Consider the following 26212-nt stretch of genomic DNA (forward strand, 5'->3'; position numbering starts at 1 on the left):
GCGGCGATGCTGTACGACATCAGGCTTCATCTGCATTACGACTATGCCACTGCCGCCGGCGGGGGGCGGCACCAGGTGCGGGTGATGCCGCAGACGATCGCCGGTGTGCAGCGGGTGATCGCCGCCTCGCTGTCCTTCCAGCCATCGCCGGCCGAGCGCGCCGATTTCGCCGATTTCTTCGGCAACAGCGTCACCTCGATCGCCTTTCGCGACGCGCACGAGAAATTGGACATCAGGATGAGCGCGCGCGTGTCGGTTTCGCGGCCGGAACCCGGCCTCGACGTGTCCCCGGACGTTCATGGCCTGAAGACGGAGCTCGATTCGGTGCGCTCGCTGTCGCCATCGGCGCCGCATCACTTCCTCGCAGCCAGCGACCATGCCGGCATCGATGCGGCGATCACCGACTATGCGCGGCAAAGTCTCTCGGGTTCCACGGTCGCCATCGCCATCGACCTCTGCAACCGCATCCACCGCGATTTCACCTATGACGGCAAAGCGACCACGGTTGAGACGCGGGCGAGCGACGCCTTCGCGCTGAAACGTGGCGTCTGCCAGGACTTCTCGCACATCATGATCGCCGGCCTGCGCGGGCTCGGCATTCCGGCCGGCTATGTCAGCGGCTTCCTTCGTACGATACCGCCGAAAGGCAAACCGCGGCTCGAAGGGGCTGATGCCATGCATGCCTGGGTCAAGGCTTGGTGCGGTCGGGACGCCGGGTGGCAGGAATTCGATCCGACCAACGGCATGCGGGCAAGCAACGACCACATCACCGCAGGTTACGGCCGCGACTATTCCGACGTGGCACCGATCGTCGGCGTGCTGAAAACCACGGGCGGCCAAGTCGGCGAGCAAGCCGTCGACGTCATCCCGGTCGCGGTCGAGAACGTGTGACGCCCAATAGCGGTGCGGACCACGATTGCTTCCCGACCTCAGAATGCCAACCGCAGCGCATTTGATGAGACGCGAACGGCCGAGTTGAAGCCGATCGATCGGCGTCGCGGGAACCAGGCCCGGGCACGCGGCTTATCTACGGACGCAGTTCCGTGGAGCCATCATGTTGCAACAACGAGCACAACCGTCCTCCGACCAGCTGGCAGTCAACGAGGAAACGCAGAAGAACGGTGCGCAGACGTCCGCCGAACGCGCCTCGTTGAGCTATGTGAGCGACGCCGATCCCGGCATTCGCCGATTGATAAAAGGCAAGGGATTTTCCTATCTCGGACCGAACGGCCGCGCCGTCGATCCAGCGACGCTTGACCGCATCAAGGCGATCGTCATTCCGCCCGCCTGGACGGATGTGTGGATCTCCCCCGATCCGAACGGCCACATCCAGGCGACCGGACGGGACCAGCGCGGCCGCAAGCAGTATCGCTATCATGCGCAATGGACCGAGGAGCGGGACGGCGTCAAATATTCCAGCCTCGTCGCTTTTGCGGAAAGCCTGCCTGGGCTGCGGCGCCAGGTCGACGCCGATTTGCGCCGGCGCGGCCTGCCGCTGGAACGCGTCGTCGCCTCGATCGTCTGGCTGCTCGACAACACGATGATCCGCGTCGGAAACGCCGCTTATGCCCGGGACAACAAGAGCTTCGGCCTGACCACGCTGCGCGACCGCCATGTCGACATCGAAGGTTCCAGCCTGCGCTTTGCCTTCAAGGGCAAGTCCGGCAAGGAATGGAAGCTGAAGCTGGTCGATCGCCGCATCGCGAGAGTGGTACGAGGAGCGCAGGATCTGCCCGGCCAGAAGCTGTTCCAATATCTCGGCGAAGACGGCAATCGGCGGCCCGTTCGCTCGGAGGACGTCAACGCCTATATTCGCGCGGCCGCTGGCGCCGAATTCAGCTCAAAGCACTTTCGCACATGGGGCGGCACCATCCATGCGGCGTCGCTGTTCGCCCAGGCCGAACTTCCGGAGAGTGCCGCCCAGCGGAAGCGGGCGATGAACAGCATCATCGACAAGGTGGCAGAAAGGCTGGGCAATACGCGAGCCGTGTGCCGCCGTTGCTACATCCATCCGCTGGTCTTCGAAGCGTGGTCGGAAGGCAGGCTGCTCAACGAGATGGCCGAAGCCAACAAGCGACAGCGCCTTATCAACGGCCTCGACGAGGAGGAGACGCTGGTTCTGAGGTGGCTGCAGGCGCACGGAGCCTGACGAACGCCGCCACAGTAAGTCCGTGATCGTCCTATGAATTTTTTTGTCGACCTTGTGTCGGGAAGGGTCCTACTGTCGCGTCCTTTGATACGGAAAGGACGCACCATGCTCTACGCCATCCTCTGCTACGCCTCTGAAGACGTCGTCTGCTCCTGGAGCAAGGAACAGGACGACGAGGTCATGGCAAAGCTCCTCAACGTCCAGGACAAATATGCCAAGGCGGGCCGGCTCGGTCCGGTGGCGCGGCTGTTGCCGACGACCGCCGCGACGACGCTGCGAAAGGTCAAGGGCGAGGCGGTCGTGTTCGATGGTCCGTTTGCCGAGACCAAGGAGCAATTCCTTGGCTTCTACACGCTGGATTGCCGCGATCTCGATGAGGCCGTGGCGTTTGCGCGCGAGCTGTCCGAAGTCAATCCGAGCGGCGGATCCTACGAGATCAGGCCGATCTCGATCTTCAACCCGACCAAGGTCCCAGCATGACCGAGCTTGCCTGGATCAGCAACGCGATCAGCACCGCCCGCCCGCAGGCGATGGGCGCGCTGCTGCGCTATTTCCGCGACCTCGATGCAGCGGAAGAAGCTTTCCAGGATGCATGCCTGAGGGCACTCAAGAACTGGCCGAAGAACGGACCGCCGCGCGATCCGGCGGCGTGGCTGATCTTCGTCGGGCGCAACAGCGGCATCGACGCGGTGCGCAAGCGGGCTAAGCAGGCGCCGATGCCGGAAGAGGAGCATATCTCCGATCTGGAGGATGCCGAGAGCGACATTGCCGAGCGGCTGGACGGCGCGCATTACCGCGACGACATCCTGCGGCTGTTGTTCATCTGCTGCCATCCGGACCTGCCGGCCACGCAGCAAATCGCGGTGGCGCTGCGCATCGTCTCCGGTCTCACCGTCAAGCAGATCGCGCGCGCCTTTCTGGTCGGCGAAAGCGCCATGGAACAGCGCATTACCCGTGCCAAGGCGCGGATTGCCGACGCCGGCGTACCGTTCGAGACGCCGGGTGCCGTCGAGCGCTCGGAGCGGCTCGCGGCGGTCGCGGCTATGATCTATCTCATCTTCAACGAGGGCTATTCGAGCAATGGCGGCGAGGCGCCGGCGCGAGCTCCGCTCTGCGAGGAGGCGATCCGCCTCGCGCGCCTGCTGCTGCGGCTCTTCCAGGCGGAACCCGAGATCATGGGGCTGACCGCGCTGCTGCTTCTCCAGCATGCACGCGCGCCGGCGCGTTTCGATCAGAATGGCGAGATCGTGCTGCTGGAGGACCAGGACCGGTCGCTGTGGAGCCGCAAGATGATCGACGAGGGTTTGGCGCTGGTCGACAAGGCGCTGCGCCATCGCCAGCCTGGTCCCTATCAGGTGCAGGCCGCAATCGCGGCGCTGCATGCGCGGGCGGCAACGCCCGAGCAGACCGACTGGACCGAGATCGACCTGCTCTACGGCCTGCTGGAGCAGATGCAGCCGTCGCCGGTGGTGACGCTGAACCGCGCCGTCGCCGTCAGCAAGGTGCGCGGGCCGGAGGCGGCACTTGCCCTGATCGAGCCGTTGGAAGAGAGACTGTCCGGTTATTTCCACTTCTTCGGACTGCGGGGCGGCCTGCTGATGCAGCTTGGCCGCAACGAGGAAGCGCGTGTGGCGTTCGACCGGGCGATCGCGCTTGCCAATACCGCCGCAGAGGCTGCGCATATCCGCATGCATATCGACCGGCTGATCAAGGAAAGCGCCGCGAAGCCGATCCAGAAGAAAGCGCGCTGATCCGCACCTCCGCAGCCTGGCCCAATTTTGCAGACCGGGGTTGGACCATGCCGGGGTGGCGGTTTTTCCCTGAAACGAGTAATTCCACGCCATCAAAGCGCCGACTGTGCCGGAACCGGCACCCACAGGCATGATTCAAGGTGTCTCCCCATCGCCACTGAGCGGCGGGATGTGAAAGGGATAACAATGACCATAGCGAAGGAAACGGCTTCACTTCTGGAAAAGCTCGGCGTCGGCAAAGACGCGCTTTCCGGCGGCGACCTCGTTGTGCGCAGCCCGGTGACTGGCGAGCAGATCGCGGCGCTGAGGACCATTTCGGCGGCCGATACGGGCAGGGCAATCGATGCCGCGCACAAGGCTTTCCAGGCCTGGCGGCTGGTGCCGGGGCCCAAGCGCGGCGAACTGGTGCGCCTGCTCGGCGAGGAACTGCGCGCGCATAAGGCGGAACTCGGCCGGCTGGTTTCGATCGAGGTCGGCAAGATCCCGTCCGAGGGCCTCGGCGAAGTGCAGGAGATGATCGACATCTGCGATTTCGCGGTCGGTCTTTCGCGCCAGCTGTATGGGCTCACCATCGCCACCGAGCGTCCTGGACACCGCATGATGGAGACCTGGCATCCGCTCGGCGTCGTCGGCGTGATTTCGGCCTTCAACTTCCCGGTCGCGGTGTGGTCGTGGAACGCAGCACTTGCGCTGGTCTGCGGCGACGCGGTGGTGTGGAAGCCGTCGGAAAAGACGCCGCTGACCGCACTTGCCTGCGAGGCGATCTTCAAGCGCGCCGCCAAGCGCTTCGGCGCCGACGCGCCGGAAGGCCTGCTGCAGGTGCTGATCGGCGATCGTGCCGTCGGCGAGGCGTTGGTCGATCATTCGAAGGTGCCGCTGGTCTCGGCCACCGGCTCGACCCGCATGGGCCGCGAGGTCGGCCCGCGTCTGGCGAAGCGCTTTGCGCGTGCGGTGCTGGAGCTTGGCGGCAACAATGCCGGCATCGTCTGTCCGACCGCCGATCTCGACATGGCGCTGCGCGCGATCGCGTTCGGCGCGATGGGCACGGCCGGCCAGCGCTGCACGACGCTCAGGCGCCTGTTCGTGCATGACAGCGTCTATGACGCGCTGCTGCCGCGACTGAAGAAGGCCTATGAGAGCGTCTCCGTTGGCAATCCCTTGGAGACATCGGCGCTGGTCGGTCCGCTGATCGACAAGGCGGCCTTCGACAACATGCAGAAGGCGCTGAAGGAGGCGGAAGCGCATGGCGGCAAAGTCACCGGCGGCACGCGCGTCGAGAACGGTCATCCCGACGCCTACTATGTGCACCCGGCGTTGGTCGAGATGCCGAAGCAGGTTGCCCCGGTGACGGAAGAGACCTTCGCGCCCATCCTCTATGTGATGAGATATTCCGATTTCGATGAGGCCCTCGACCTGCACAATGCGGTCGGCGCCGGCCTGTCATCGTCGATCTTCACCCGCGACCTGCAGGAATCCGAGCGTTTCCTCGGCGTGGACGGTTCGGATTGCGGCATCGCCAACGTCAATATCGGCACTTCCGGTGCGGAGATCGGCGGCGCGTTCGGCGGCGAGAAGGAGACCGGCGGCGGCCGTGAGAGCGGCTCCGATGCCTGGAAAGCGTATATGCGCCGCGCCACAAACACGGTGAACTTCTCCAAGGCGCTGCCTCTGGCGCAGGGCGTCTCCTTCGACATCGACTGAGGTCCTTGCAGCGGATCAGCCTTCCGCCGAACGCTGATCCGCCCCACCTCTCCGCCGGCCGACCTGCTTGCTCAGAGGGCGTTGCCGGTCGCGGGATCGAAGAGGCGAAGCGCGTCTTCGTCGAAAATGAAGGTGCATCGCTGGCCCTTGGCGACGCGGACCTGCGGCGGCAAGGTTGCCGTCAGCCTTTGTGCGCCGATCCGGGCGGTGGTGACCTGCTCGGGTCCGGTCAACTCGACGACGTCGACCTCGACCGGCAAGGACAGTTCAGCGCCGCTGCCCGGTCCAAGCCTGAGCGCCTCGGGCCTGATCCCGACGACGACCGGAGCGTCGTCTCCGGACAGCTTCGCGTAGCGGGGCGGCAGCGCCAGCCGCGTATTCGCGCCGACGATGGCAAGTTTGCCATCCTGGATCTCCGCTTGCAGCATGTTCATCGACGGAGCGCCGACGAAGCCCGCGACATAAAGCGTGGCCGGATGGTTGTAGATCTCCTCCGGCGTGCCGAGCTGCTCAATGCGGCCGTCGCGCATGACCGCGATTCGGCTCGCCAGCGTCATCGCCTCGATCTGGTCGTGGGTGACATAGACGACCGTGGTCTGCAGCATCTGGTGCAAGCGCTTGAGCTCGGTGCGCATCTCCAGCCGCAGCTTGGCGTCGAGATTGGAGAGCGGCTCATCGAACAGGAACACTTGCGGCTTGCGCACCAGCGCCCTGCCGATGGCGACGCGTTGGCGCTGACCGCCGGATAGCTGGCCAGGCTTGCGGTCGAGCAGGGGCTCGATCTGCAAGAGCCTGGCCGCCTCGCGCACCGCCTTGTCGCGCTCGGCCACCGGGACCTTGCGCATCTCCAGGCCGAAGCCGATGTTCCGGTGCACGGTCAGGTTCGGATAGAGCGCATAGGACTGGAAGACCATGGCGATGTCGCGGTTCTTCGGGTGAACGCCCAGCACCGAGCGGCCGCCGATCAAGACGTCACCGCTCGTTGCCTCGGCAAGACCGGCAATGATGTTGAGCAAGGTCGACTTGCCGCAGCCGGAGGAGCCGAGCAGCACCAGGAACTCGCCGCTTTCCAACGCAATGTCGATGCCCTTCAGCGTCTCGACGGCGCCGTAGTTCTTGCGGATGTCTCGGATCTCAAGCGCGCTCATTGACGGCTTCCTCGAAAAGCATCGGCCCGCCATAGTCGCGGGGCAAGGTTGAGATGGCGCGGGACGCTACGCGGGTGGCCGCGGAAAGGCAGGACGCGAGCGGCCGCTCCTGCGCCAGGGCGGCCAGAAAGGCGGCGTTGAAGACATCGCCGGCACCGATCGTGTCGACGACGGTGACGCGAGGCGCAGACATTTCGACGATTTGCCCATCCGGGCCGATGGCAAGCGCACCTTCCGGTCCGCGCTTGACGACGACGGTCGCGCGCTCCTTCATGCCGTGACGGATCTCGCGAGCCGCCTGCGCGGGATTCCGCAGGCTCGCTAGCGTCGTCGTCTCGACCTCGTTGAAGAGAGCCAGATCGGATCGCGACAGCCACGCGCGGGCCGCAGCGCAGTTGGCAGCGGTCCAACCCTCCATCGGCCAGCCGGTGTCGAGGGCGACGGCAATCTGATGCTGATCGGCCCAGTCGAAAAGCGCGGCGTACTGCTGCGTCAGGTCGTCAGTCAGGAAGGAGCCGGTGAGCAGCGCATAGCCGCCCGAGAGCCGGTTGCCGTCCAGAACGGCAAGCACGTCGCCGAGGCTGAAGCGCGGCAGGTGACCGCGCGTGGTGAAGAAGGTGCGCTCGCCGTCCGGATGGGTCATGCCCACCGACAGCGTCGTCCCTTCGGGATGAACCGGCCATGTCTCCGCACGAGACCCAAAAGCCTCGCGCAGCCAGCGGCCGAACTGGTCGTCGCCGAGATTGGCGGCGATGTCGAAGTCGATGCCCAGGGCCTGCCAGGCGAGCGCCGTGTTGCCGGCCTGTCCGCCGACGCGCAAATCGTCATGTTCGACGACGGTCTCGGTTCCCGCCTTCGGCCATGGCGCGACCGGGCCGACGATCAGGTCGACATTGACGTTGCCGATCACTGCAAGCGGCCGCATCATTCGCTCCGAGTGATCTTGGTGGAGCGAACCGGCGTTCCGGCATTCTCGACATGGGCATCGGCGAAGGCGATCATCAGGCGCTGCGCCGCAGGCAGCATGGCGAAGATCGCGGCCAGCCCGGAAGCCGGTTTGAAGGTAAGCGTGACCGCGCCCGCGACCGGCGGCTTGCCTGAGGCATCGAAGATGACCAGCGGCGCGCCGGCCTCGACGACGGAAGCCGCCATTGCGGTGACGAGGTCGGATGTCGGATCGTCGCCGCGAAACAGGATGACGCCGATGTTGGGGCCGAGCATCTCCATCGGTCCATGGCGAAGCTGACCGCCCTCGAGGGAATAGCAGGGCAGGCGCGAAAGCTCCGTGAGGCCAAGCGCCAGCGCTTCGGCCAGGCCCTGCAGGCTGCGGCCGGAGGTGACGATGGCCGCCACATCGCTCAGCGCAGCCAAGGCGGCGTCGGTTTCGATCGCTTGCGGGTTTTGCAGTGCTGCAAGCGCAGCGGCAGGGTCATGGCCGAGCGCGGCCAGGATGGCGAGGTGCAGTGCGAAGCTGACGGTCAGGCTGCGGGTCGCGGCAAACGCTAGCTCGGTGCCGCCGGCGCCGACGAGGCAAGGGACCGTGCGGGCCAGGAAGGAACTGGCTTCCAGCGTCAGCCCGAACGTATCTGCGGGCAAGCCGGCTTCGGCAAACCAGCGCACGACTTCGGCGCTCTCGCCGGATTGCGAGGTGACGAGGACCATCCTGCCGGTCAGCGGCAATGGCTGGCCGAGCTGCTCTGAGAGCGGGATCGCCACGGCGTCGATGCCATGGGCGCGATAGATCGGCTCGACAGCGCGGCCGACGGCATGCGAGCCGCCCATGCCGAGCAGCAGCAGCCGGCCATTTGTCGTTAGCGAAGCCGCGACCTTGCCGGCGATATCTCTGTTGTTCTCGAACGAGGCGATCGCATCCCCATGCTGGCGCGCCATTTCGCGGTCGATCGCGACGAGCCCGGAGGGGCGGGGTCTTTCAGCAGTCATCACTATCCTTTCACGCCGCCGCTGGTCAGTCCCGAGATCAGCGCGCGTTGCATGACGAGGCCGATCAGCACCGGCGGCAGGGCGGCGATGACGCCGGCCGTGGCGATCAGCCCGTAGTCTGAAACCCGGCCGCCGGCGAGGTCGGCAATGGCGACGGTCAGCGTCTTGGCCCGCTGGTCCGAGGTGAAGAGCAAGGCATAGAAGAACTCGTCCCAGGCGAGCAGCACGGCAAACAGCGCCGATGTCGCCACCACAGGCGCGGCCAGCGGCAACGTAAGCATACGCCAGGTCTGGAACAGACCGGCACCGTCGATCATGGCGGCGGCCTCGATCTCGCGGGGAATGGCGTCGAAGCCCGACTTCATCAGCCAGGTGGTGAAGGGCGCCAGGATGGTCAGATAGATCAGCGCCAGGCCAAAGACGTTGTTGAGCAGGCCGAGATAGGACAGGCCCATATAGAGCGGCACGGAAAGCGCCACCGGCGGCAGCATGTAGGTGGCGATCACCATCGACAGCGACCAGCCGACGGATGGCGTGCGCGAGACAGCCCAGCCGGCCGGCACCGCAAGCAGGATGGCAGCGAGCGTCGCCATGCCGGCGACCTCCAGGCTGTTGCGCAGCGATGCGGTGAAAGCGGCTCCGGCGCTGTTTTCGGCGGTCGAAAGCAATTGCGCATAGCGCGAGAAGTCGGCGCTCTGCGGCCACCAGCGCAGCGGCTTGGCGGCAAGATCGGCCGCCGGCGAAATGCTCATGACGAAGAGCCAGACCAGCGGCGCCAGGATCACTGCGGCGAGCAGAACCGCGCTGACATAAATGAAGGCGGTGAAGCCCGGGCTCCTGCGTTCCATCAGGCGGCACTCCCCGCGGTCTTGCGGACCAGAGCCGCGTAAGCGACTGCGAGCACGGTGACGAGCAGGGTGACGATCAGCGCCAGCGAGGCGCCGGAACCGGCGCGCTGGAAGGAAAAGGCTTCCTGATAGACGAGGATCGACAGCGTGCGGGTGCTGTTGGCGGGCCCGCCGCGGGTCATCACCCAGATGATGTCGAAGACCTTGAAGGCCTCGATGGTGCGCAGCACCAGCGCGACCATCAGCGGCCCGGCAAGATAGGGCAGGACGACGAAGCGGAAACGGGCGAACGGACCGGCGCCATCGACCAAAGCGGCGGCGGTGATGTCGCGCGGCACCGCCTGGAGCGCGGCCAGCGCAATCAGCGCCACCAGCGGAAAGTTCTTCCAGCAGTCGGCGACGATCAGCGCAGCCAGTGCCGTTCCGGGCTCGCCCAGCCAGGAGCGGTAGGTGTCGATGACGTGCAGCTGCGTCAGCGCCGCGTTCAGCGCGCCATACTCTGGATTGTAGATCAGCCGCCAGAGCGTGGCGTTGACGACAGTCGGCAGCGCCCAGGGCAGGATCATCAGCCCGCGCAGCGCCGTGCGGCCGCGAAATTCCTGGTTGAGCAACAGTGCCGCCAGCACGCCGAACACCATCTCGGCGGCGACCGAGATGACCGCGAACCAGGTGGTGGTGACCAGCGTGCGCGAGAAATTCGAGCTGGTCAGCATCTTCGCATAATTGTCGATGCCGACGAAATTGCCCGCCGTGCCGACCAGCTTGGCGTCGGTGAAGGAAAGGCCGACCGTGTCGACGAGCGGCCAGCCGATGACGGCGACCATGACCGCGAGAAGCGGCAGCATCAGCAGCCACGCACGTGTCGTCATCCAGGTGCCCGACATTGAGGCGCCTCTTCCCGTTCTTGGAGATGCAGGCCCGAACAACACGGGCGGCCATAAAGCCGCCCGCGATTCGAGGATCGATGGCTCAGAGACCGCTGTTTTCGGCAGCCGTCTTCAGGGCATCTTCCGGAGAGGCCGTGCCGAGCAGCGATTCCTGGATGGCCTGCTGCAGCGCTGTCGACATCTCCTGGTATTTCGGCGTTGTCGGCCGCGGATACATGGCGGCGAGACCGACCTTTGCCGTGGCGATCAGCTCTTCCTGACCCTTGGCAACGGCGGGGTCGTCATAGGAGGACGCCCAGATCGGCAGCGAGAGCTTGGCGTACTGGTTCTGCGTCGACTGCGAGGTCATGAACTCGATGTATTTCCAGGCCTCATCCGCGTGCTTGCTGACGGCCGTGATGCCGAGGCCCATCGAGCCGTTGACGGCCGAGACCTCGCTCTTGCCGGCGATGCCCGGCGCCGGCACGACGCCGACCTTGCCGGCGACCTTGGAGTCCTTCGGGTCGTTGGCCATGTTGTACATGTATGTCCAGTTGAGCGCGAAGGCGGCGTCGCCATTCTGGAAAACCTTGCGCACGTCCTCCTCGAGGAATTCCTTGGAGTTCGGATTGGTCAGGCCGGACTTGTAGCTCGCGACCATATATTTCAGCGCCTCGAGGCCGCCACCGTTCTGGAAGTCGGGCTTGCCGTCCTTGATGAAGTCGCCCTTGTAGGCGCTGAGCAGTGTGGCGTAATCGCAGATCGCGGCCTCGGCCTGCGACCAGCTCCAGGCGATCGGAGTGGCAAGCAGGCCCTTGTCCTTGATGATCTTGGCCTGCTCGCTGAGCTCGTCCCAGGTCTTCGGCGGCGCCTTGATGCCGGCCTTTTCCAGGATCTCCTTGTTGTAGAACAGGTATTTGGTATCGAGGATCCAGGGCATGCCGTAATATTTGCCCTCGTACTGGACGGTGGTCCAGGCGCCGGGCAACACGCCCTTTTTCATGTCATCGGTGATCTTCGAGGAGACGTCGACCAGCACCTTGTTGGTCGCGTATTCGGCCGGCCAGATGACGTCGAACAGCACGACGTCATAGCCGCCGCCGGAGCCCTGGGCGAGCACGGTCTTGTCGTGCAGGCCTTCGTAAGGAACGAATTCCAGATTGACCTTGATGTCGGGATTGGCCTTGGTGAAGGCTTCCGTCATGGCGCGTACGTCGGCCTCGCTGTAGGCGGCCTGCGCCATGAACAGCGCGTTCAAAGTCGTTTCGGCGAAGGCGTGCGGCACCAGTAATCCGCCCGCAAAGACCGCGCCCAGAATTGTCCTACCGATCGATTTCAGCATTTGTCATCTCCCATTTTCGGCATTGGCGAGTTGGCGGCGAAAGGCAAGGCACCACCTTCTCGAACGACTATCGCGTGTGACCTCGGTCTGCCGTCGGGGCGCGGCAAGAGGCTTGCTGGCCTTGCCGTCTTTTTCTCAATCCGCCGGGCTTGCGCCATTAAGTCAATTCGCTTGACTTAATTAGTCGATCAATCCTTAAATGGAGTCAAGAGGGGAAACGACGGTGCACGACATCAGTCCCATCCGCGCCAAAAGCGGCACCAACCAAGAGGGCACCAGTGCCCACAATCGCCGCGTCATGATCGAGGCGCTGCGGCTCAACGGCCAGCTGTCGCGCGCCGACCTGGCGCGCGCGACGCAACTGACCAAGCAGGCGGTTTCCAACATCATCGAGGATCTCGAGCGCGACGGTCTGGTAGTGGCGCTGAATACGGTGCGCAAGGGCAGGGGGCAGCCCTTCACGCCTTACCGGCTGGTGCCCGAGGGCGCTTTCGCCGTCGGGCTGCAGATCGACCGCCACCTGGGACGGGTGGTGGTGGTCGATTTGATCGGCAAGGTGATGGCGCGCGCCGAGGCCAACCTGCCCTTCGACGAACCGTCGGCAGGCGTCGAGATCATCCTCGATCTCGTTGCCCGCGTCCGGCATGAGCTGGCAGGCATCTCCGCGCAATCGGAGCGACGGCTGGTCGGGCTCGGCGTCGCCATGCCGGGACCGTTCGGGTTGAACAATTCCGACGACAAATGGATGATGCCAGCCTGGCAGCAATTCCCGTTGCTCGAGGCGCTCGCCGCGGGCACCGGGCTGGATGTCGGCCTGCAGAACGACGCCGCCGCCTGCGCCACGGCGGAACGCATCGTCGGCGCGGCGCATGGCATCGACCACGCGGTCTGCCTCTATGTCGGCTACGGCATCGGCGCCGGGCTCATACTCAACGGCGAACTCTACACCGGCGGCAACGGCAATGCCGGCGAGATCGGCCTGGCGCTGCTGTCGCCGGCGGGCCCAGGCTCGACGCCGCTCGAACACCGAGCCTCGCTGGCTTCTCTCTACCAGCACCTGGGACTCAATCCCGCCGACGCGCAGCTTTACGAACGCCTGGATACGCTGGCGTTGGCCGACGATCCGAAGGTGGCGGCCTGGGTTGAGGCTGCCGCGCACGATCTGCGCTGGAGCGTGCATCTGATCGAAACGATGCTCGATCCACAGACGGTCATCCTCACGAGCGGCGCCCCTGCTTCGCTCGCCCGCCGCCTGCTGCAGGCCATGCATCCGCTGCTGCCGTCCATCGCCGATCGTCCCGGACGGCGATTGCCGCGCCTGCAACTCGGCATCACCGACCCCTGGGCGATCGCGGTCGGTGCCGCGGCCGAGCCGATCGGCCGCGCCTTCGATCCGCGCTTCTCGGCGATCCTCAAGGCTGGATAGGCAGCGAGGTCAGCCTGAACCGGCATTGGGGCCAGCTTGTCCGCAGCCCGAAAAACATGCCTCGAAAGCCGTGTCGACGACAGCGAGCTTGGCGGCCTGGGCGGCCATGTATTCCTCGTAGAACTTCCGCGAAATCCACATGACGGAATGTCCGCGCTGGCCAACCCAGCCGATGCTGCCAAGCGCTTCGGCGTCGCGGAGCTTGCGCGCCAGATGGGTGCGCGAGAGCTTCAGCCAATGCGCAAATTCGCTGATCGAGATCACGCCGGTCGGGATCCTGTCCAAATTGACGTCTTCCGGATCGATACCGGACATCAGCCAGTCCATGACGATGCCGCCATTGTTCAGCCAGATAAACAGCGAGAAAGTCTGCTCAGGTTCCCGCACCGGCTCGCACTGAAGCAGTCCGTCGCAGATCAGCGGCTGCAGTCTCGCCACCAGTTTGGGCCGCTCGAGGAAGCTTGCCAGCCGGTTTCCATCATCGATGCGGTCCAGGGTTCTGAGGTGGGCATGGATCCAGGCGGCGAATGTCTCTATCGTGGCAGCGGTCGGCCGCATGGGACGGGCGCGCCCATCGCTGCCCGTCGAAACATATTCGGCGATGTTGTAGTGCAGCATCTCCTTGAGAAATGCCTCGGCAGTGTTGCGGCTGGCGACGGAGTTGCGTCTTACGACATCGATGAAGCGGGCGGCTGTGAGTTCAGTACGGCGGTCCTGGGGATCGTACCTGAAATGCATGGCGAGCCCGACATGGCCGAGCAGCCAGCGCTGCTGAGTGGCAAAGACGCCCGCGAGCCTTGGGCTGGTCTCATAGACGCCGATGAGTGCGCGCGATTGCTCCTGAACACTGCGAAGCGCTGCCGGATGACCAGCGATTTCTTCGGCTGTCAGCGCCATTCCCTGCGGTGTCCCTTCCGTCGCCCACCCCGACCGAATCCAGATTTATAGCCTTCGCCGGTTGTGTCCAGCTGCCCGTTGGAACAATCGCCGACGACAGCGGCCGTTTTTTCTAACCGTCTGTCTTGGCTCGGAAAAACGCCCTTTCTGCCGTAGTCTGGCCTACAGCCCTGCGTTGAATCTTGCAAGCGTGATCTTCGACGCTCCGACGGGCGTACGTGAAAGTGCAGCCTTTGCAAAGCCGCGGGCCGCGACCTATCGTGGCGAGAGTTCTTTCGACTGGTTCGCTGCCCGAGTGAAACAATGCTGAGAGAGATCAGGACGCTGACCGCCAGCGAGGTGGAAACGCTCGTCGATTGGGCGGCCGGGGAGGGTTGGAACCCAGGCATCGACGACGCCGGCCTGTTCCGGGCAGCCGATCCCGAAGGGTTCATCGGCGCCTTCGTCGCCGGCGAGATGGTGGCCGGCATTTCGGCCGTTGCCTATGGCGCCGGCTTTGGGTTCATCGGCCTTTACATCTGCCGACCGGGCAACCGCGGCCAAGGCCATGGCAAGGCAGTCTGGGATGCCGGCATGACAAGGCTCGGTGGCCGGATCATCGGCCTCGATGGCGTGGCCGAGCAGCGGGCCAAGTACCAGCGCATGGGCTTCGTGCCAGCCTATGAGACGGTTCGCTACAGCGGACGACCCGACGGCCTGATTCGCGGCGCCGACATCCGGCCAGCGACGCCGGAGAGCTACGCGGCTATCCAGGCCTACGACCGTCAGTGCTTTCCAGCACCGCGGCGGGTGTTTCTCGAAGGATGGCTGCGAGCGCCGCGGATGGCGCTGATCGCGAGCGATCGTACCGGCATTGCAGGCTATGGCGTCGCGCGGCGATGCCGCGACGGCTTCAAGATCGGGCCGCTGTTCGCCGACGGCACGGAGGTTGCGCTGGGGCTGCTGGCTGAGCTCGCCGAGAGCGTGGAAGGCGAGACGCTGCATGTCGACGTGCCAGCCAGCAATGGCGGGCTCATCGCCGCGCTCGAGTCCGCCGGCATGCGTCCAGGCTTCACCACGACCCGGATGTACAAAGGCGGCACGCCCGACAATGTCGCCGCCAAGGTCTTCGGGATCACGACGCTGGAACTGGGCTGACGCCGGATGTGCCGTCGGAGGTGCCGATCGGCGGCGGCATGCGCCAGAGCCGGTTTGCGGCCGAGGAATTTGTGTTCTGAAAACGGTGGTCATCCAGGACTCGCGCGGCTATCCACGCTATCTTTCCGGCAAGTAGTCCGGGTCGCCAAGGAGCAACAATGCGTACGAAAGCCAGCATTCGTGTCGTCGGCTGCCATGCCGAAGGTGAGGTCGGCGATGTCATCGTTGGCGGCGTCCTGCCGCCGGCGGGCCGCACGATGATGGAAAAGATGATCACCATGGAACGCGATCACGACCATGTGCGGCGCATGCTTATCTGCGAGCCGCGCGGCAGCGTCGCACGGCATGTCAATCTGCTGGTGCCCTCGACGCGCGAGGATTGCGCAGCGGGTGCCATCATCATGGAGCCGACGGAATACGTGCCGATGTCCGGCTCCAACACGATCTGCGTCGCCACCGTGCTGCTCGAGACCGGCATGGTGCCGATGCACGAGCCCGAGACGCGCTTCAAGCTCGACATGCCGGGCGGCGTCATCGAGGTGCGCGCCGAATGCCGCGACGGCAAATGCCTGTCGATCACCTTCCGCAACGCGCCCGCCTTTGCCGAGCGCCTCGACGCCAGCATCGAGGTCGAGGGGCTCGGAACGCTGAAGGTCGACATTGCCTATGGCGGCATGTTCTACGCCATCGTCGATGCCAAGGCGCTCGGCTTCTCAGTCACCCCCGACGAGGCTCGCGAATTGGCGGTGGCCGGCGAGAAGATCCGCCGCGCGGCGCGCGAACAGCTCGATGTCGTGCATCCGGAATTCGACAATGTGCGCGGCGTGTCGATCGTGCAGTTCGCGATGCCTTTCCAGGGCCCCGGCAACGTCACCCGCAACACCTGCATCGTGTCGCCGGGACGCTCCGACCGCAGCCCGACCGGAACCGGGACATCGGCCCGCATGGCGGTGCTGCGGGCCCGCGGATTGATGGGGGTGGGCGACGTGCTGATCCATGAATCGATCATCGGCTCGCGCTTCACCGGCAGGATCGTGGAGCTTGCGGACATTGCGGGGCGCAAGGCGGTCGTTCCGGAGATCACCGGCCGCGCCTGGATCACCGGCGAGCACAATTACTATCTTGATCCGACGGACCCGTACCCGCAGGGCTACGTGCTGTCGGACACGTGGGGCACCTCGACCTCGGTGAAGCAGTAGTGCGAAACGCCAAGCCTGCGTGCCGCCCCGCAGGTCTGGCCGAAGGAGACGCCGAAGGGTTGTCACCCATGTCTTAGGGACAAGCTGTTACCTATGTCTCCGGGTCGGACAAGGGGAGAGATGGTAGCGGAGGAGGGACTTGAACCCCCGACCCCAGGATTATGATTCCCGTGCTCTAACCAACTGAGCTACTCCGCCAGGAGTGGCGAGGAGCTCGAGGGAACCGCCCGCTTCAGCGGGCAATTTCGAGGCTATCGCCAAGGTCGCGCGGATATAAGGTTGGCGGGGCAAAGCTGTCAAGCGCGGATGCGGCAGGCATGCCAGCATAATCTCCTCCCGGAAATGCGTTGCCTGGCAGATGGATGAGCGCATGCGCCGGGGTTGAGTTCGACGGGGCACGTCGCTATGTCATCGGCGATGAAACTCTAGAGCTTGAGCGAATGAAGCCGCGCATCGCAGTCCTCGGTTGCGGATACTGGGGCAGCAACCATATCCGCACCCTCAAGGCGCTCGGCGCGCTCCATGCCGTGTCCGATGAGAACCGCGCTCGAGCCGAAGGCTTCGCCAGCGAGCAGGACTGCCTGGCAATCGAACCGGACAAGCTGTTCAGCCGCACAGATGTCGACGCCGTCGTCATGGCGCTGCCGCCGCAATTCCACGCCGATACGGCGGTGCGCGCGATCGAGAACGGCAAGGACGTGCTGGTGGAAAAGCCGATCGCATTGACCGTTGCCGACGCCGAACGCTCGGTGCAGGCGGCAAGGGACAATGGCCGCGTCTTCATGGTCGGCCATGTGCTGCGCTTTCATCCGGCCTTCGAGACGCTCAAGGGGCTGATCGACAGTGGCGAGCTCGGCGAGGTGCGCTACATCCATTCGCACCGGCTGGGCCTCGGCAAGTTCCATACCGAAAACGATGCGCTTTGGGACCTCGCGCCGCACGACCTCTCGATGATCCTCGCCATCACCGGCACCGAGCCGATCGAGGTGAGGGGCGAGGGCGCGGCGCTGCTCGACAATCTGAGCGACTTCGCGCATCTGCACATGCGCTTTCCGAACGGCTTGCGCAGCCATCTCTTTGCTTCGCGGCTCAATCCCTACCGCGAGCGGCGGCTGACCGTCGTCGGCACCAAGGCCATGGCCGTGTTCGACGACGTGGAACCCTGGGAACGCAAGCTTGCCGTCTATCGGCACGCCGTATGGCAGGACAGCGGCCAGTGGGCCTTCACCGCCAACGAACCGTCATACGTGCCTGTCGGCGAAGGCATGCCGCTGACGCGGGAACTCGCCCATTTCATCCAGTGCATCGAAACGCGCGCCGAACCGCGCACCGACGGCGAGGAAGCGATCAGGGTGCTGCGCATCCTGACCGCGGGCACGGTGACGCATAGCGGTCCGTCCGCCTGAGCCGTCCATAAAGGCAATCCTGAGTTGGGGCGGCTGGTCGAGGGCGTAGGCTACTCGGCCGGGACTTGCGCGGGCCGCTGCGTCAGCTTGGAAAGCATGGCCTCGGCCTCGGCGCCGCGCTCGGAGCGTTCGATGAAGCCGCCGCCGAAGACACGCGCCTCGTTGCCGTCATCCGAATAGAGCACGCAGGCCTGGCCGGGCGCGATGCCGGACTCGCCATCGACCAGTTCCACCGAGGTCACGCCGTCGCGATGATGCAGCACGGCAGGGCGTGGCGGCTTGGTCGAACGAACCTTGGCGAAAAGCTCGAGCCCGCCCGCGGGAATGTCCGACAACGGATTATCGCCCAGCCAGTTCATGGCACGCAAATAGATCTTGTGCGTCTCCAGCGCCTCGCGCGGGCCGACCACGACGCGCGCCCGGTCCGCGTCGAGGTGAACGACATAGAGCGGCTCGCCCGAGGCGATGCCGATGCCGCGGCGCTGGCCGATCGTGTAGCGCAAGATGCCCTCGTGGCGGCCGAGCACGCGGCCGTCTATATGCACGATATCGCCCGGATTGGCGGCTGCCGGCTTCAGCTTGGCGATGATGTCGGAATATTTGCCCTGCGGCACGAAGCAGATGTCCTGGCTGTCCTGCTTGGCGGCAACGGTCAACCCCATCTCTTCGGCAATCGCCCGCACCTGCGGCTTCGACAGACCGCCCAGCGGGAAGCGCAGATAGTCGATCTGAGCCTGCGTGGTGGCGAACAGGAAGTAGCTCTGGTCACGGTCGGCATCGACCGGCCGGTAGAGCGCGCGATGCGCGCCATTGGCGCGCGAGCGGATGTAGTGGCCGGTGGCCAACGCATCGGCGCCGAGATCCTGCGCGGTGGCAAGAAGATCGGCGAATTTGACCGTCTGGTTGCAAGACACGCAAGGGATCGGCGTTTCGCCGGCGACATAGCTCTCGGCGAAAGGATCGATGACCGCCTTGCGGAAGCGCTCCTCGTAATCAAGCACGTAATGGGGAATGCCCAGCGTCTCCGAAACGCGGCGGGCGTCGTCGATGTCCTGGCCAGCGCAGCAGGACCCTGCGCGATGGGTGGCCGCACCATGATCGTAGAGCTGCAGGGTGACGCCGACCACGTCATAACCCTCGCGCTTCAGGATGCCGGCGACGACGGACGAATCGACGCCACCCGACATGGCGACGACGACGCGGGTGTCTTCGGGACGTCCAGGGAGATCGAGGCTGTTCATGGTGCTATCATCGTGCATGGCGCTGAATGCCAATGGCGGGAATATAGGTCAAGCCTTTCGGGTGCGCCAGCTTCGCTCCGCCGGAGGCGATTTCTGCCAGCAATTTCAAGGGCGGCCGGCGATTTATTCAAATTGCGAACAAAACCCTAACGCGACATTCACGATCCTTACCTAGTCATTAGGGTTCGCTTAGGCAAATTTTAAAGCTGTGGCGGTACTGTGGCGGGGATTGGGTCTTTGAGTTTTTTGTAGAGAGTACGATGACCGATCTGGTTAGACCTAGAGTCAAATATGTTATCGGGCCCGACGGCAGCCCTCTTACGATAGCCGATCTGCCGCCGACGAATACACGGCGCTGGGTTATCCGGCGCAAGGCGGAAGTGGTGGCGGCGGTGCGCGGTGGACTGCTTAGCCTGGAGGAAGCCTGCCAGCGCTACAAGCTTACCACCGAAGAATTTCTCTCCTGGCAGGCATCGATCGACGAATACGGTCTTGCCGGGTTGCGGACAACGCGAATCCAGCAATACCGGCACTAGGCTTTTAGATCGCCGGAAACAGGAAAGGGCGCGAAATTCGCGCCCTTTTCGCTGTTGGCGCTCCAGCTTAGCCTTGCAAGGCCTGCGGCGGATGGGTCGCAAAAAGGCCTGCGGCAGTTCCGCCGCGATCTCGTGGGTTGCCCAGCACAGGCACTGCTCGAAACACAGCACCAAGGATGCCCGTGCGGACCGGCGAACCGAGACGATGGCGGTAATGTCGTGACGCTGGCCCGCCGGTGGCGGGGCAGTTAAACTGGCTCGCGGCTTAGCGGCATGCCGGGAATTCTCGCCGACAGAAATGGTGGCGTTCGGCGATCAGCCGATCATGGCGCTGCGGCCGCCCAGTTCCGCCTCGCGGATCTTGCTGTCGCGGGATTCCAGCATCTCCGCCTTGGAAAGCTCCGCTTCAGCTTCGCCGAGTAATGATTCGGCAGTGCTTCGCTGCAGGGCGAGGTCGCTTTGTGAATTCCTGAGGTTGTCGCGGCGCAGGCGCGCCGCCTTGGCGAAGGTCGGATAGGCGAAATGATTGATATCGGTGATGCCGGCTTTCTTCTCTTCGGCGGCGATCTGAAGCTCCAACTCGACGGCCATGCGCTCGAACTCGGCGATCATCATGTCGAGCTGCAGCAACTGGCGCCGCTTCTCATTCACCTGAAACTGCTTCAGCCGAACGAGGTTTTCACGTGACTTCATGATTCGATACTCCGCAAACGCACACCTGCATATCGTCCAATCCGCCCCGAAAGGCCCAAGCGTCGCCCGTGTCCCCCGGCTTTCCCAGCGCTATGGAAAACAAAGCCCTAAAGATTTTTGCCGGCGGTAACCATTCGTTTACGGGCATTGTTAATCATACGGCCGAGGACTTAAGGCCGGGTAAAAATTCCGGCGCTGGTGGGAAACGCGGCCTGCGAGTCTCTGGAGTCACTTAGCGTGGCTTATTAATGTGGTGCATTAGCGATTTGGGTCTGTGATTCGTTATTAGATTCAAGCGGGTGTAGAAAGGGGTTAAAAATTCTGCTATCGTGGTCGACACGAAATTAGGATTTGTTAACCAGTCGGTGGCACCTTCTGTTCAGGCAAACGCTGCTCCGGTCCCGGGCGGTCATGACACGGCCCGGAAGCAGAAAAGGGGAATGAAATGCGTGTTCTGCTGATTGAAGATGACAGTGCAACCGCACAAAGCATCGAGCTGATGCTGAAATCGGAAAGCTTCAACGTCTATACGACCGATCTCGGCGAAGAAGGCGTCGATCTCGGCAAGCTTTACGACTACGACATCATCCTTCTCGATCTCAATCTCCCCGATATGTCGGGCTACGAAGTGCTGCGCACGCTTCGGCTCTCCAAGGTCAAGACGCCCATCCTCATTCTCTCCGGCATGGCCGGCATCGAGGACAAGGTTCGCGGCCTCGGCTTCGGCGCCGACGACTATATGACCAAGCCGTTCCACAAGGACGAGCTGGTGGCGCGCATTCATGCCATCGTCCGCCGCTCGAAGGGCCACGCGCAGTCGGTCATCACCACCGGCGACCTGGTGGTCAACCTGGACGCCAAGACGGTGGAAGTCGGTGGCCAGCGCGTGCATCTGACTGGCAAGGAATACCAGATGCTGGAGCTGCTCTCGCTTCGCAAGGGCACCACGCTCACTAAGGAAATGTTCCTCAACCACCTCTATGGCGGCATGGACGAGCCGGAACTGAAGATCATCGACGTCTTCATCTGCAAGCTGCGCAAGAAGCTCGACGCGGCGTCCGGCGGCCAGAACTACATCGAGACCGTCTGGGGTCGCGGCTATGTTCTGCGCGAGCCGGAAGACATCCGGGTCAGCGCCTGAGCAAGCCTTTCACGATTGTTTGGGAAAAAACCCGGCTCCGGCCGGGTTTTTTGTTGTCGGCATTCCGGACGGAAAACCGCCACGTCTTTCGGCTGGAAACGTCTTGGTCAGGCAGCGATCTTGAGCGAGCGGAAGCTATCGAGCAACTGCGCCCGGTTGAACGGCTTCAGCAGGTAGCCCTGGGCACCCGCCCGCTTGGCGCGCATGATCGAGGCGACATCGACCTCGACCAGGGAAACCAGAATCTGCGGCTTGACCGCTCCATCCATCGCACGGATGCGGCGAATGAGATCCACCGCCGGCATGTCCGGCAGGCCGCCATCGACAACGATGACGTCTGGCATGTCGGTCGCGCAAATTTCGGCGGCCTCAAGGCCGTTGGCCGCTTCAATGACCGCAATATCCGAGCCGCCAAGGATGCGTTTTGCGACCTTTCTGATGACGCTGGAATCGTCGACGAACAGGCAGCGCTTCATTTCCGGGTCCTCTATCCCAACCGGCGAACCGGCACGTCCGGGTAACCAGGAGGATCATAGATCAAACTGGTAAAGAAGCGGGAAAGCCGTTAGGTAAAGTTTTTGCAAAGACGCGGCCAGGCAGTTTTCTGCGGCCGAACCCAATACCGACGCAACATCGGCCGTTGCTGTCCTTGGCGCGGTCGGCCGCAGTATCGGCGCGGGTCAGTACTTTGCCTGTTCTTGACCGTACCTTCAGGCCGCCGACAGCACGATCTCGTCCGCCGTCGCGTGTATCGAGATCGTCATATTGGCCTCTCGGGCCAGGAGGAGGGTGTAGTAAGGCTGGACGGAGTGGGCGTCGATCGGCTCCTCCGGCTTATGACCGGAATGGAGTTCGAGGAATTTCGGCGGCACGCGCAGCATCGGACCGCTGGCCGACAGTGAAAAGCGCGGCTCGGTCTCGAGATTCTCCAGCGTGACCACTAGCTTGCCCCCACGCGGAATGGCGGCGTTGGCGACCAGGATGAGATTGAGCAGCAGCTTGACCTTGTTCTTGGGCAACAGCGCGCGGGGGCCGTTCCACACAAGCTCCGGCTTCTCGTTTTTGAGAAAGGCAATCGCCACGGCTTCCGCGTCGCCGGTGTCGATCATCATGCCGGCCGAACCCGCCGCGCCGAAGGCGATGCGCGCGAACTGCAGCCGCGCCGAAGCGTTCCTCGCGCTCTGGCGAATCAGCTTCATGGCGTCTTCGTCGGCGCCGCCTTCGTCGAGCAGCTCGAGGCCATTGTTTATCGCGCCTACCGGCGAAATGATGTCGTGGCAGACTCGGCTGCACAGAAGAGCTGCCAGGTCGGGGGCGGTAAGGGTGAAGAGCTCGGCCATCTTAGAAATCCCTGCTAGTTCACAATTTCATGGCCGAGCGATCGATTTTCGCGCCCGCCTACGCGAATCACGCTCTTTTCCAAGACATTCTGAATACACAGCGCCCGCCCCTGCATCAACAAATCCAGAATTGCCGCTGGTGAAAATGGTGTCCGCGCCCGCAAGCGGCCGCGAAGGGAGCCTTCGAACCGCCATCTTCCTGTGGAAGCTTAATGGTTGAAAAAGGATTACGGCATAGTTTGCCAGTGATAGTCATCTCAAGCGGCCGGCAAGAGCCGTAGGGGGATGCGAGGCGTCGGCGAAAGTGCTCCCTGACGGAGATTTGGAAGCATGTTTTCCCGATTCTATGACCGGACCTGCGTCCGCGTCCTCACCATGACGATTGCCCTCCTGGGGGTCCTCGTTTTCTCAGCCTCCACGTTGCGGGCCCAGGAATACACCGCCCAGGAGATTGTCGATTCCGGCCACAAATTCTTCGGCGCGACGTCCGGCGGCCTGGCCACCGTGGTGGAGAAGATCTTCGCCTCCTACGGCCTGCCCAACGGCTACCTGCTCGGCGAGGAGGGATCGGGGGCGCTGATCGGCGGCCTGACCTATGGCGAAGGCACGCTCTATACCAAGAACGCCGGCGACCATAAGGTGTTCTGGCAGGGTCCGTCGCTCGGCTGGGATTTCGGCGGCGAGGGCTCGCGGGTGATGATCCTGGTCTATAATCTCGATGACGTGAGCAGCCTCTACAACCGTTTCGGCGGTGTTGCCGGCTCGGCCTATGTCGTGGCGGGCGTCGGCTTCAACGTGCTGCAGAGTAACCGGGTGCTGCTGGTGCCGATCCGCACCGGTGTCGGCGCCCGGCTTGGCGTCAACCTCGGCTATCTGAAGCTGACGCAGAGGCCGACCTGGAATCCGTTCTGATCGGTCCACGTCGTTCAAGCGACCGGATAACTCCCGCTGCGCCTCGGCACGCTCTTGCCGTGGCGGCGGATTTCCGCCATGCCAAGGGCAGCACAGTCGAGCACCGTCACCCTGCTATCGGATAGTCCACCTTGGTCCAGTCGGCCCTGTTCTTCGCCCTCGGCTTTCTCTGCGCGGTCTTTCTGGTGTCGCTGGTCGCGCCCGCTATCTGGCGTCGCGCCGTCGTCCTGACGCGCCGGCGCCTCGAGCGCTCGATGCCGTTGACCCGGGCCGAGATCCAGGCGGACAAGGACGGGGTCCGGGCCGAGTTCGCAATGACGACGCGAAGGCTCGAGATGACCGTCAAGGGCCTGCAGGAGAAGGTGGCCGAGCAACTGGTCGAGATCGGCCGCGGCCAGGAGGCCCTGAAAGGGCTTGCAGTCGAGAGGAAGGACAAGGACCAGGCCCTGTCCGATCTTGGAGCCAAGAACCAGGAGCTTCAGCGGCGCGGGGAAGAGCTGCAGCGCCTTTCCGAAAAGCTGGCGCAGGCCGAGCGCGCGCTTGAAAAGCGGGGGCTGGAGCTCGAAAAGCTCGGGCAGATGTACGACGACGCCAGCTTTTCCTCCAGCAATCGCCAGATCGAGCTCGTGGCGCGGGAATCGGAGCTGGAAAAACTTGCCAGCGACATTGCAACGCTGCGCAGCCAACGCAAGGAAGCGGACCGGCGCAATCAGGAGATCGCAGCCGAGGGCAGGGTCGTGCGCGACGCGTTGAAAGCTGAGAAGAAGCGAGCCGCCGAACTGGACAAGAAAGTCGAGCGCCTGCTTGCGACGCTCGCCGATCGCGAGGAGAAGCTCGATCGGCAACAGAAGGCGCTCGCGCAGTTTCGCGAGCGCCCGAAACAGGAGGCCGCAAACGGCACCCGCCGCCCAGTCGGCGCAAGCGAGGGCGTCGAGCAGGCGATCGCAAAGCTCGAAGGCGATCGGGAGCGCCTCGAGGCGAGGCTGATGGCGCTCGCCCGCGAGAACAAGCGGCTGAAGACTGATCTCGCCGGTGCGGCCAGGCCAGGCAGCGATGCCGTTCAAGCCGGCGCGGCGCTGCGCGAACAAATGAACGAGTTGGCGGCGGAGGTCGTCAATCTGACCATGAGACTCGACGGACCGGATTCGCCGATCGCCAAAGCCCTGGCAACGTCCCGTGAAGGGCAACAAGGCGCCGGCGAGCGCGGCATCAGTCTTGCGGATCGCGTGAGGGCGCTGCAGAAGGCCGATCCGTCGACCTGAGACGCGCTGCTACCTCTTGGAAAAGTGATGCAGGGCGATCGCGGACGCAGCCGCGACATTGAGGCTGTCGAAGCCTTCCGCCATGCCGATCCGCAACGTGCGCAGGCGAGCAAGCAGATCTTCCGGCAGCCCCTCGCCCTCCGTGCCGAGATATAGCGCCAGTCGTGGCGGGCGGTCCGCGGAACGGATGTCGGTCTCGCCGCGCGGCGACAGCGCGAACTGGCTGAAGCCAAACCGATCAAGTGCTGCGGTGAAACCTGCGCTATCGCTGAAGGCGGCGAAGGGAACCTTCAGGGCCGCGCCGACTGAGACGCGGATCGCCTTGCGGTAAAGCGGATCGCAGCAAGTGGGATCGAGAAGCACGGCCTGCGCGCCGAAGGCTGCGGCGTTGCGAAAGATCGATCCCATGTTGTCATGATTGGATATGCCGACGAGAACGACGATCAGCGCGCTGGCGGGCATTCTCGCCAACAGGGCCTCGACGGGCTGGGGATCGCCGCGGCTGCCGATCGCCAGTATGCCGCGATGCATGTGGAAGCCGGCGATCCGGTCCATGACCTCGCCTGTGGCAACATAGACCGGGAAGTCCGCTGGGGCCTTGCGCAAGACGGGATCGAGTCCGGCCAGCCTGTTTTCGAGGATGAGAGCGGATTCGGCCGCGAAACGTCGGCTCGACAAGAGAAGATCGAGCACCACCTTGCCTTCCGCGACGAAGCGCCCATGGCGGCCGACGAGATCGCGCTCGCGAATATCGAGATAGGCGGCGACGCGCGGGTCGTGCGGATCGTCGATCGGGATGAGGTTCATGCGATGCTCGCCGGCGAGGAAATCGTCAGCGAGGTAGTGAAGGACAGAAGCGATCGTCAAGCCCCGGCGCGACGCATCCTATAGGCCATCTGGGAAAGATCGTCCTCGCCGAAAATGCCTTCCAGCATGCGAAGCAACTCGCGCACCGCGTCCGACTTGCAAGAATAATAGATCATCTGCCGGTCACGGCGCGTCTCGACGAGGTTCAGCGCCCTAAGCTTGGCGAGATGCTGCGAGAGCGCCGACTGGCTCAGTTGGACCTTTTCGGCGATGGCACCGACCGACATTTCACCGTCGATCAGGTAGCTCACGATCAGCAGCCGCTTCTCATTGCCCATGAGCGTCAGAAACGCGGCCGCCGGTTCGGCATTGGCGATTAGCTTGTTCGAGATCATAGATCCCCCATGAATTCCGGCTCATCCAAGGCGCCATGGGGGCAATGGAGCCTGATTCAATAAGTTCAGATTCG

General features: G+C 64.0%; 26 protein-coding genes and 1 tRNA gene. 13 read left to right on the forward strand and 14 right to left on the reverse strand.

The features are described 5' to 3' along the window. Window positions 1-6 precede the first annotated feature (6 nt). The 5 genes from EJ074_RS23520 (at window position 7) to EJ074_RS23540 (ending at window position 5601) form a co-directional block, all read left to right on the forward strand. Window positions 7-891, forward strand: coding sequence for a transglutaminase family protein (locus EJ074_RS23520; RefSeq protein WP_129553824.1), 885 nt, complete (start codon window positions 7-9; stop codon window positions 889-891). A 163-nt stretch (window positions 892-1054) separates the two neighbouring features. Further along, on the forward strand, window positions 1055-2149 hold the full coding sequence (locus EJ074_RS23525; RefSeq protein ID WP_095806204.1) for a DNA topoisomerase IB: 1095 nt from the start codon (window positions 1055-1057) through the stop codon (window positions 2147-2149). 105 nt (window positions 2150-2254) lie between these two features. Next, complete coding sequence (locus tag EJ074_RS23530; RefSeq protein ID WP_095806203.1) at window positions 2255-2629, forward strand: YciI family protein; 375 nt, start codon at window positions 2255-2257, stop codon at window positions 2627-2629. Then, window positions 2626-3900 (forward strand): RNA polymerase sigma factor, encoded by a 1275-nt coding sequence (locus EJ074_RS23535; protein ID WP_095806202.1) that lies wholly within the window; start codon window positions 2626-2628, stop codon window positions 3898-3900. The genes EJ074_RS23530 and EJ074_RS23535 overlap by 4 nt, the downstream gene beginning before the upstream one ends. Before the next feature lie 186 nt (window positions 3901-4086). After that, window positions 4087-5601 (forward strand): aldehyde dehydrogenase family protein, encoded by a 1515-nt coding sequence (locus tag EJ074_RS23540; protein WP_095806201.1) that lies wholly within the window; start codon window positions 4087-4089, stop codon window positions 5599-5601. 71 nt (window positions 5602-5672) lie between these two features. Here EJ074_RS23540 and ugpC read toward each other — a convergent pair whose 3' ends face one another. From ugpC to EJ074_RS23570, 6 genes are all read right to left on the reverse strand, one after another. Further along, window positions 5673-6749, reverse strand: a complete 1077-nt coding sequence (gene ugpC, locus EJ074_RS23545; RefSeq protein WP_095806200.1) for a sn-glycerol-3-phosphate ABC transporter ATP-binding protein UgpC — start codon at window positions 6747-6749, stop codon at window positions 5673-5675. Then, entirely contained in the window at window positions 6736-7674 is a 939-nt protein-coding gene (locus EJ074_RS23550; RefSeq protein ID WP_095806465.1) for a PfkB family carbohydrate kinase, read from the reverse strand. Before EJ074_RS23550 ends, ugpC begins: the two co-directional genes overlap by 14 nt. Beyond that, on the reverse strand, window positions 7674-8690 hold the full coding sequence (locus EJ074_RS23555) for an SIS domain-containing protein (protein ID WP_095806199.1): 1017 nt from the start codon (window positions 8688-8690) through the stop codon (window positions 7674-7676). The genes EJ074_RS23550 and EJ074_RS23555 overlap by 1 nt, the downstream gene beginning before the upstream one ends. Before the next feature lie 2 nt (window positions 8691-8692). Beyond that, window positions 8693-9538, reverse strand: a complete 846-nt coding sequence (locus tag EJ074_RS23560) for a carbohydrate ABC transporter permease (protein ID WP_095806198.1) — start codon at window positions 9536-9538, stop codon at window positions 8693-8695. After that, the gene (locus EJ074_RS23565; protein WP_129553825.1) at window positions 9538-10422 is read right to left on the reverse strand and encodes a sugar ABC transporter permease; all 885 of its coding nucleotides are present in this window, start codon (window positions 10420-10422) and stop codon (window positions 9538-9540) included. Before EJ074_RS23565 ends, EJ074_RS23560 begins: the two co-directional genes overlap by 1 nt. Window positions 10423-10507: 85 nt before the next feature. Further along, window positions 10508-11746 carry an extracellular solute-binding protein gene (locus EJ074_RS23570; RefSeq protein ID WP_095806196.1) on the reverse strand — a complete coding sequence of 413 codons (1239 nt, stop codon included), beginning with the start codon at window positions 11744-11746 and terminating at the stop codon, window positions 10508-10510. Between the two features lie 223 nt (window positions 11747-11969). Between EJ074_RS23570 and EJ074_RS23575 the strand changes: the two genes are divergently transcribed. After that, window positions 11970-13172 (forward strand): ROK family transcriptional regulator, encoded by a 1203-nt coding sequence (locus tag EJ074_RS23575; protein WP_095806464.1) that lies wholly within the window; start codon window positions 11970-11972, stop codon window positions 13170-13172. A gap of 9 nt (window positions 13173-13181) precedes the next feature. Here the strand turns inward: EJ074_RS23575 and EJ074_RS23580 are convergent, their stop codons facing one another. Beyond that, on the reverse strand, window positions 13182-14069 hold the full coding sequence (locus tag EJ074_RS23580; RefSeq protein ID WP_095806195.1) for a hypothetical protein: 888 nt from the start codon (window positions 14067-14069) through the stop codon (window positions 13182-13184). A 303-nt stretch (window positions 14070-14372) separates the two neighbouring features. On the opposite strand from EJ074_RS23580, the gene EJ074_RS23585 reads away from it, so the two are divergent. Beyond that, entirely contained in the window at window positions 14373-15206 is an 834-nt protein-coding gene (locus EJ074_RS23585; protein ID WP_129553826.1) for a GNAT family N-acetyltransferase, read from the forward strand. A 158-nt stretch (window positions 15207-15364) separates the two neighbouring features. After that, window positions 15365-16405: a proline racemase family protein gene (locus tag EJ074_RS23590; RefSeq protein ID WP_095806193.1), complete on the forward strand. Its 1041-nt coding sequence runs from the start codon at window positions 15365-15367 to the stop codon at window positions 16403-16405. 121 nt (window positions 16406-16526) lie between these two features. On the opposite strand, the gene EJ074_RS23595 is transcribed toward EJ074_RS23590, so the two are convergent. Then, a tRNA-Met gene (locus tag EJ074_RS23595) sits at window positions 16527-16603 on the reverse strand. Window positions 16604-16845: 242 nt separating this feature from the next. Between EJ074_RS23595 and EJ074_RS23600 the strand changes: the two genes are divergently transcribed. Then, window positions 16846-17811, forward strand: coding sequence for a Gfo/Idh/MocA family oxidoreductase (locus EJ074_RS23600; protein WP_095809329.1), 966 nt, complete (start codon window positions 16846-16848; stop codon window positions 17809-17811). A 50-nt stretch (window positions 17812-17861) separates the two neighbouring features. Here EJ074_RS23600 and mnmA read toward each other — a convergent pair whose 3' ends face one another. Beyond that, a complete protein-coding gene (gene mnmA, locus EJ074_RS23605; RefSeq protein WP_095809330.1) occupies window positions 17862-19052 on the reverse strand; it encodes a tRNA 2-thiouridine(34) synthase MnmA in 1191 nt (396 codons plus the stop codon). Window positions 19053-19312: 260 nt separating this feature from the next. On the opposite strand from mnmA, the gene EJ074_RS23610 reads away from it, so the two are divergent. Further along, window positions 19313-19588 carry a DUF1153 domain-containing protein gene (locus EJ074_RS23610; protein WP_006203587.1) on the forward strand — a complete coding sequence of 92 codons (276 nt, stop codon included), beginning with the start codon at window positions 19313-19315 and terminating at the stop codon, window positions 19586-19588. Window positions 19589-19903: 315 nt separating this feature from the next. On the opposite strand, the gene EJ074_RS23615 is transcribed toward EJ074_RS23610, so the two are convergent. Then, the gene (locus EJ074_RS23615; protein WP_095809331.1) at window positions 19904-20281 is read right to left on the reverse strand and encodes a flagellar export protein FliJ; all 378 of its coding nucleotides are present in this window, start codon (window positions 20279-20281) and stop codon (window positions 19904-19906) included. Between the two features lie 445 nt (window positions 20282-20726). Between EJ074_RS23615 and ctrA the strand changes: the two genes are divergently transcribed. Further along, entirely contained in the window at window positions 20727-21422 is a 696-nt protein-coding gene (gene ctrA / locus EJ074_RS23620) for a cell cycle two-component system response regulator CtrA (RefSeq protein ID WP_006203583.1), read from the forward strand. Between the two features lie 107 nt (window positions 21423-21529). On the opposite strand, the gene EJ074_RS23625 is transcribed toward ctrA, so the two are convergent. Beyond that, entirely contained in the window at window positions 21530-21898 is a 369-nt protein-coding gene (locus EJ074_RS23625; protein WP_095809332.1) for a response regulator, read from the reverse strand. Between the two features lie 234 nt (window positions 21899-22132). After that, entirely contained in the window at window positions 22133-22762 is a 630-nt protein-coding gene (locus EJ074_RS23630) for a histidine phosphotransferase family protein (protein WP_095809333.1), read from the reverse strand. A gap of 375 nt (window positions 22763-23137) precedes the next feature. Here EJ074_RS23630 and EJ074_RS23635 point away from each other — a divergent pair, with 375 nt between their 5' ends. Beyond that, window positions 23138-23674 carry an EipA family protein gene (locus EJ074_RS23635; protein ID WP_245420711.1) on the forward strand — a complete coding sequence of 179 codons (537 nt, stop codon included), beginning with the start codon at window positions 23138-23140 and terminating at the stop codon, window positions 23672-23674. A 131-nt stretch (window positions 23675-23805) separates the two neighbouring features. After that, window positions 23806-24936 (forward strand): hypothetical protein, encoded by a 1131-nt coding sequence (locus EJ074_RS23640; protein WP_129553827.1) that lies wholly within the window; start codon window positions 23806-23808, stop codon window positions 24934-24936. Between the two features lie 9 nt (window positions 24937-24945). On the opposite strand, the gene EJ074_RS23645 is transcribed toward EJ074_RS23640, so the two are convergent. Both EJ074_RS23645 and EJ074_RS23650 read right to left on the reverse strand, forming a co-directional pair. Next, the gene (locus tag EJ074_RS23645) at window positions 24946-25743 is read right to left on the reverse strand and encodes an RNA methyltransferase (protein ID WP_095809363.1); all 798 of its coding nucleotides are present in this window, start codon (window positions 25741-25743) and stop codon (window positions 24946-24948) included. Window positions 25744-25799: 56 nt separating this feature from the next. Beyond that, entirely contained in the window at window positions 25800-26138 is a 339-nt protein-coding gene (locus EJ074_RS23650; RefSeq protein ID WP_095809336.1) for a metalloregulator ArsR/SmtB family transcription factor, read from the reverse strand. Window positions 26139-26212: the final 74 nt, after the last annotated feature.

This window comes from Mesorhizobium sp. M3A.F.Ca.ET.080.04.2.1, assembly GCF_003952525.1.
In the GTDB taxonomy this organism is placed as follows: Bacteria; Pseudomonadota; Alphaproteobacteria; order Rhizobiales; family Rhizobiaceae; genus Mesorhizobium.

Bases quoted from the DNA above. Each gene is read 5' to 3' on its own strand.
- EJ074_RS23520 (WP_129553824.1), top strand. From the start codon at position 7: ATGCTGTACGACATCAGGCTTCATCTGCATTACGACTATGCCACTGCC.
- EJ074_RS23525 (WP_095806204.1), top strand. From the start codon at position 1,055: ATGTTGCAACAACGAGCACAACCGTCCTCCGACCAGCTGGCAGTCAAC.
- EJ074_RS23530 (WP_095806203.1), top strand. From the start codon at position 2,255: ATGCTCTACGCCATCCTCTGCTACGCCTCTGAAGACGTCGTCTGCTCC.
- EJ074_RS23535 (WP_095806202.1), top strand. From the start codon at position 2,626: ATGACCGAGCTTGCCTGGATCAGCAACGCGATCAGCACCGCCCGCCCG.
- EJ074_RS23540 (WP_095806201.1), top strand. From the start codon at position 4,087: ATGACCATAGCGAAGGAAACGGCTTCACTTCTGGAAAAGCTCGGCGTC.
- ugpC (WP_095806200.1), bottom strand. From the start codon at position 6,749: ATGAGCGCGCTTGAGATCCGAGACATCCGCAAGAACTACGGCGCCGTC.
- EJ074_RS23550 (WP_095806465.1), bottom strand. From the start codon at position 7,674: ATGCGGCCGCTTGCAGTGATCGGCAACGTCAATGTCGACCTGATCGTC.
- EJ074_RS23555 (WP_095806199.1), bottom strand. From the start codon at position 8,690: ATGACTGCTGAAAGACCCCGCCCCTCCGGGCTCGTCGCGATCGACCGC.
- EJ074_RS23560 (WP_095806198.1), bottom strand. From the start codon at position 9,538: ATGGAACGCAGGAGCCCGGGCTTCACCGCCTTCATTTATGTCAGCGCG.
- EJ074_RS23565 (WP_129553825.1), bottom strand. From the start codon at position 10,422: ATGTCGGGCACCTGGATGACGACACGTGCGTGGCTGCTGATGCTGCCG.
- EJ074_RS23570 (WP_095806196.1), bottom strand. From the start codon at position 11,746: ATGCTGAAATCGATCGGTAGGACAATTCTGGGCGCGGTCTTTGCGGGC.
- EJ074_RS23580 (WP_095806195.1), bottom strand. From the start codon at position 14,069: ATGGCGCTGACAGCCGAAGAAATCGCTGGTCATCCGGCAGCGCTTCGC.
- EJ074_RS23585 (WP_129553826.1), top strand. From the start codon at position 14,373: ATGCTGAGAGAGATCAGGACGCTGACCGCCAGCGAGGTGGAAACGCTC.
- EJ074_RS23590 (WP_095806193.1), top strand. From the start codon at position 15,365: ATGCGTACGAAAGCCAGCATTCGTGTCGTCGGCTGCCATGCCGAAGGT.
- EJ074_RS23600 (WP_095809329.1), top strand. From the start codon at position 16,846: ATGAAGCCGCGCATCGCAGTCCTCGGTTGCGGATACTGGGGCAGCAAC.
- mnmA (WP_095809330.1), bottom strand. From the start codon at position 19,052: ATGAACAGCCTCGATCTCCCTGGACGTCCCGAAGACACCCGCGTCGTC.
- EJ074_RS23610 (WP_006203587.1), top strand. From the start codon at position 19,313: ATGACCGATCTGGTTAGACCTAGAGTCAAATATGTTATCGGGCCCGAC.
- EJ074_RS23615 (WP_095809331.1), bottom strand. From the start codon at position 20,281: ATGAAGTCACGTGAAAACCTCGTTCGGCTGAAGCAGTTTCAGGTGAAT.
- ctrA (WP_006203583.1), top strand. From the start codon at position 20,727: ATGCGTGTTCTGCTGATTGAAGATGACAGTGCAACCGCACAAAGCATC.
- EJ074_RS23625 (WP_095809332.1), bottom strand. From the start codon at position 21,898: ATGAAGCGCTGCCTGTTCGTCGACGATTCCAGCGTCATCAGAAAGGTC.
- EJ074_RS23630 (WP_095809333.1), bottom strand. From the start codon at position 22,762: ATGGCCGAGCTCTTCACCCTTACCGCCCCCGACCTGGCAGCTCTTCTG.
- EJ074_RS23635 (WP_245420711.1), top strand. From the start codon at position 23,138: ATGACGATTGCCCTCCTGGGGGTCCTCGTTTTCTCAGCCTCCACGTTG.
- EJ074_RS23645 (WP_095809363.1), bottom strand. From the start codon at position 25,743: ATGAACCTCATCCCGATCGACGATCCGCACGACCCGCGCGTCGCCGCC.
- EJ074_RS23650 (WP_095809336.1), bottom strand. From the start codon at position 26,138: ATGATCTCGAACAAGCTAATCGCCAATGCCGAACCGGCGGCCGCGTTT.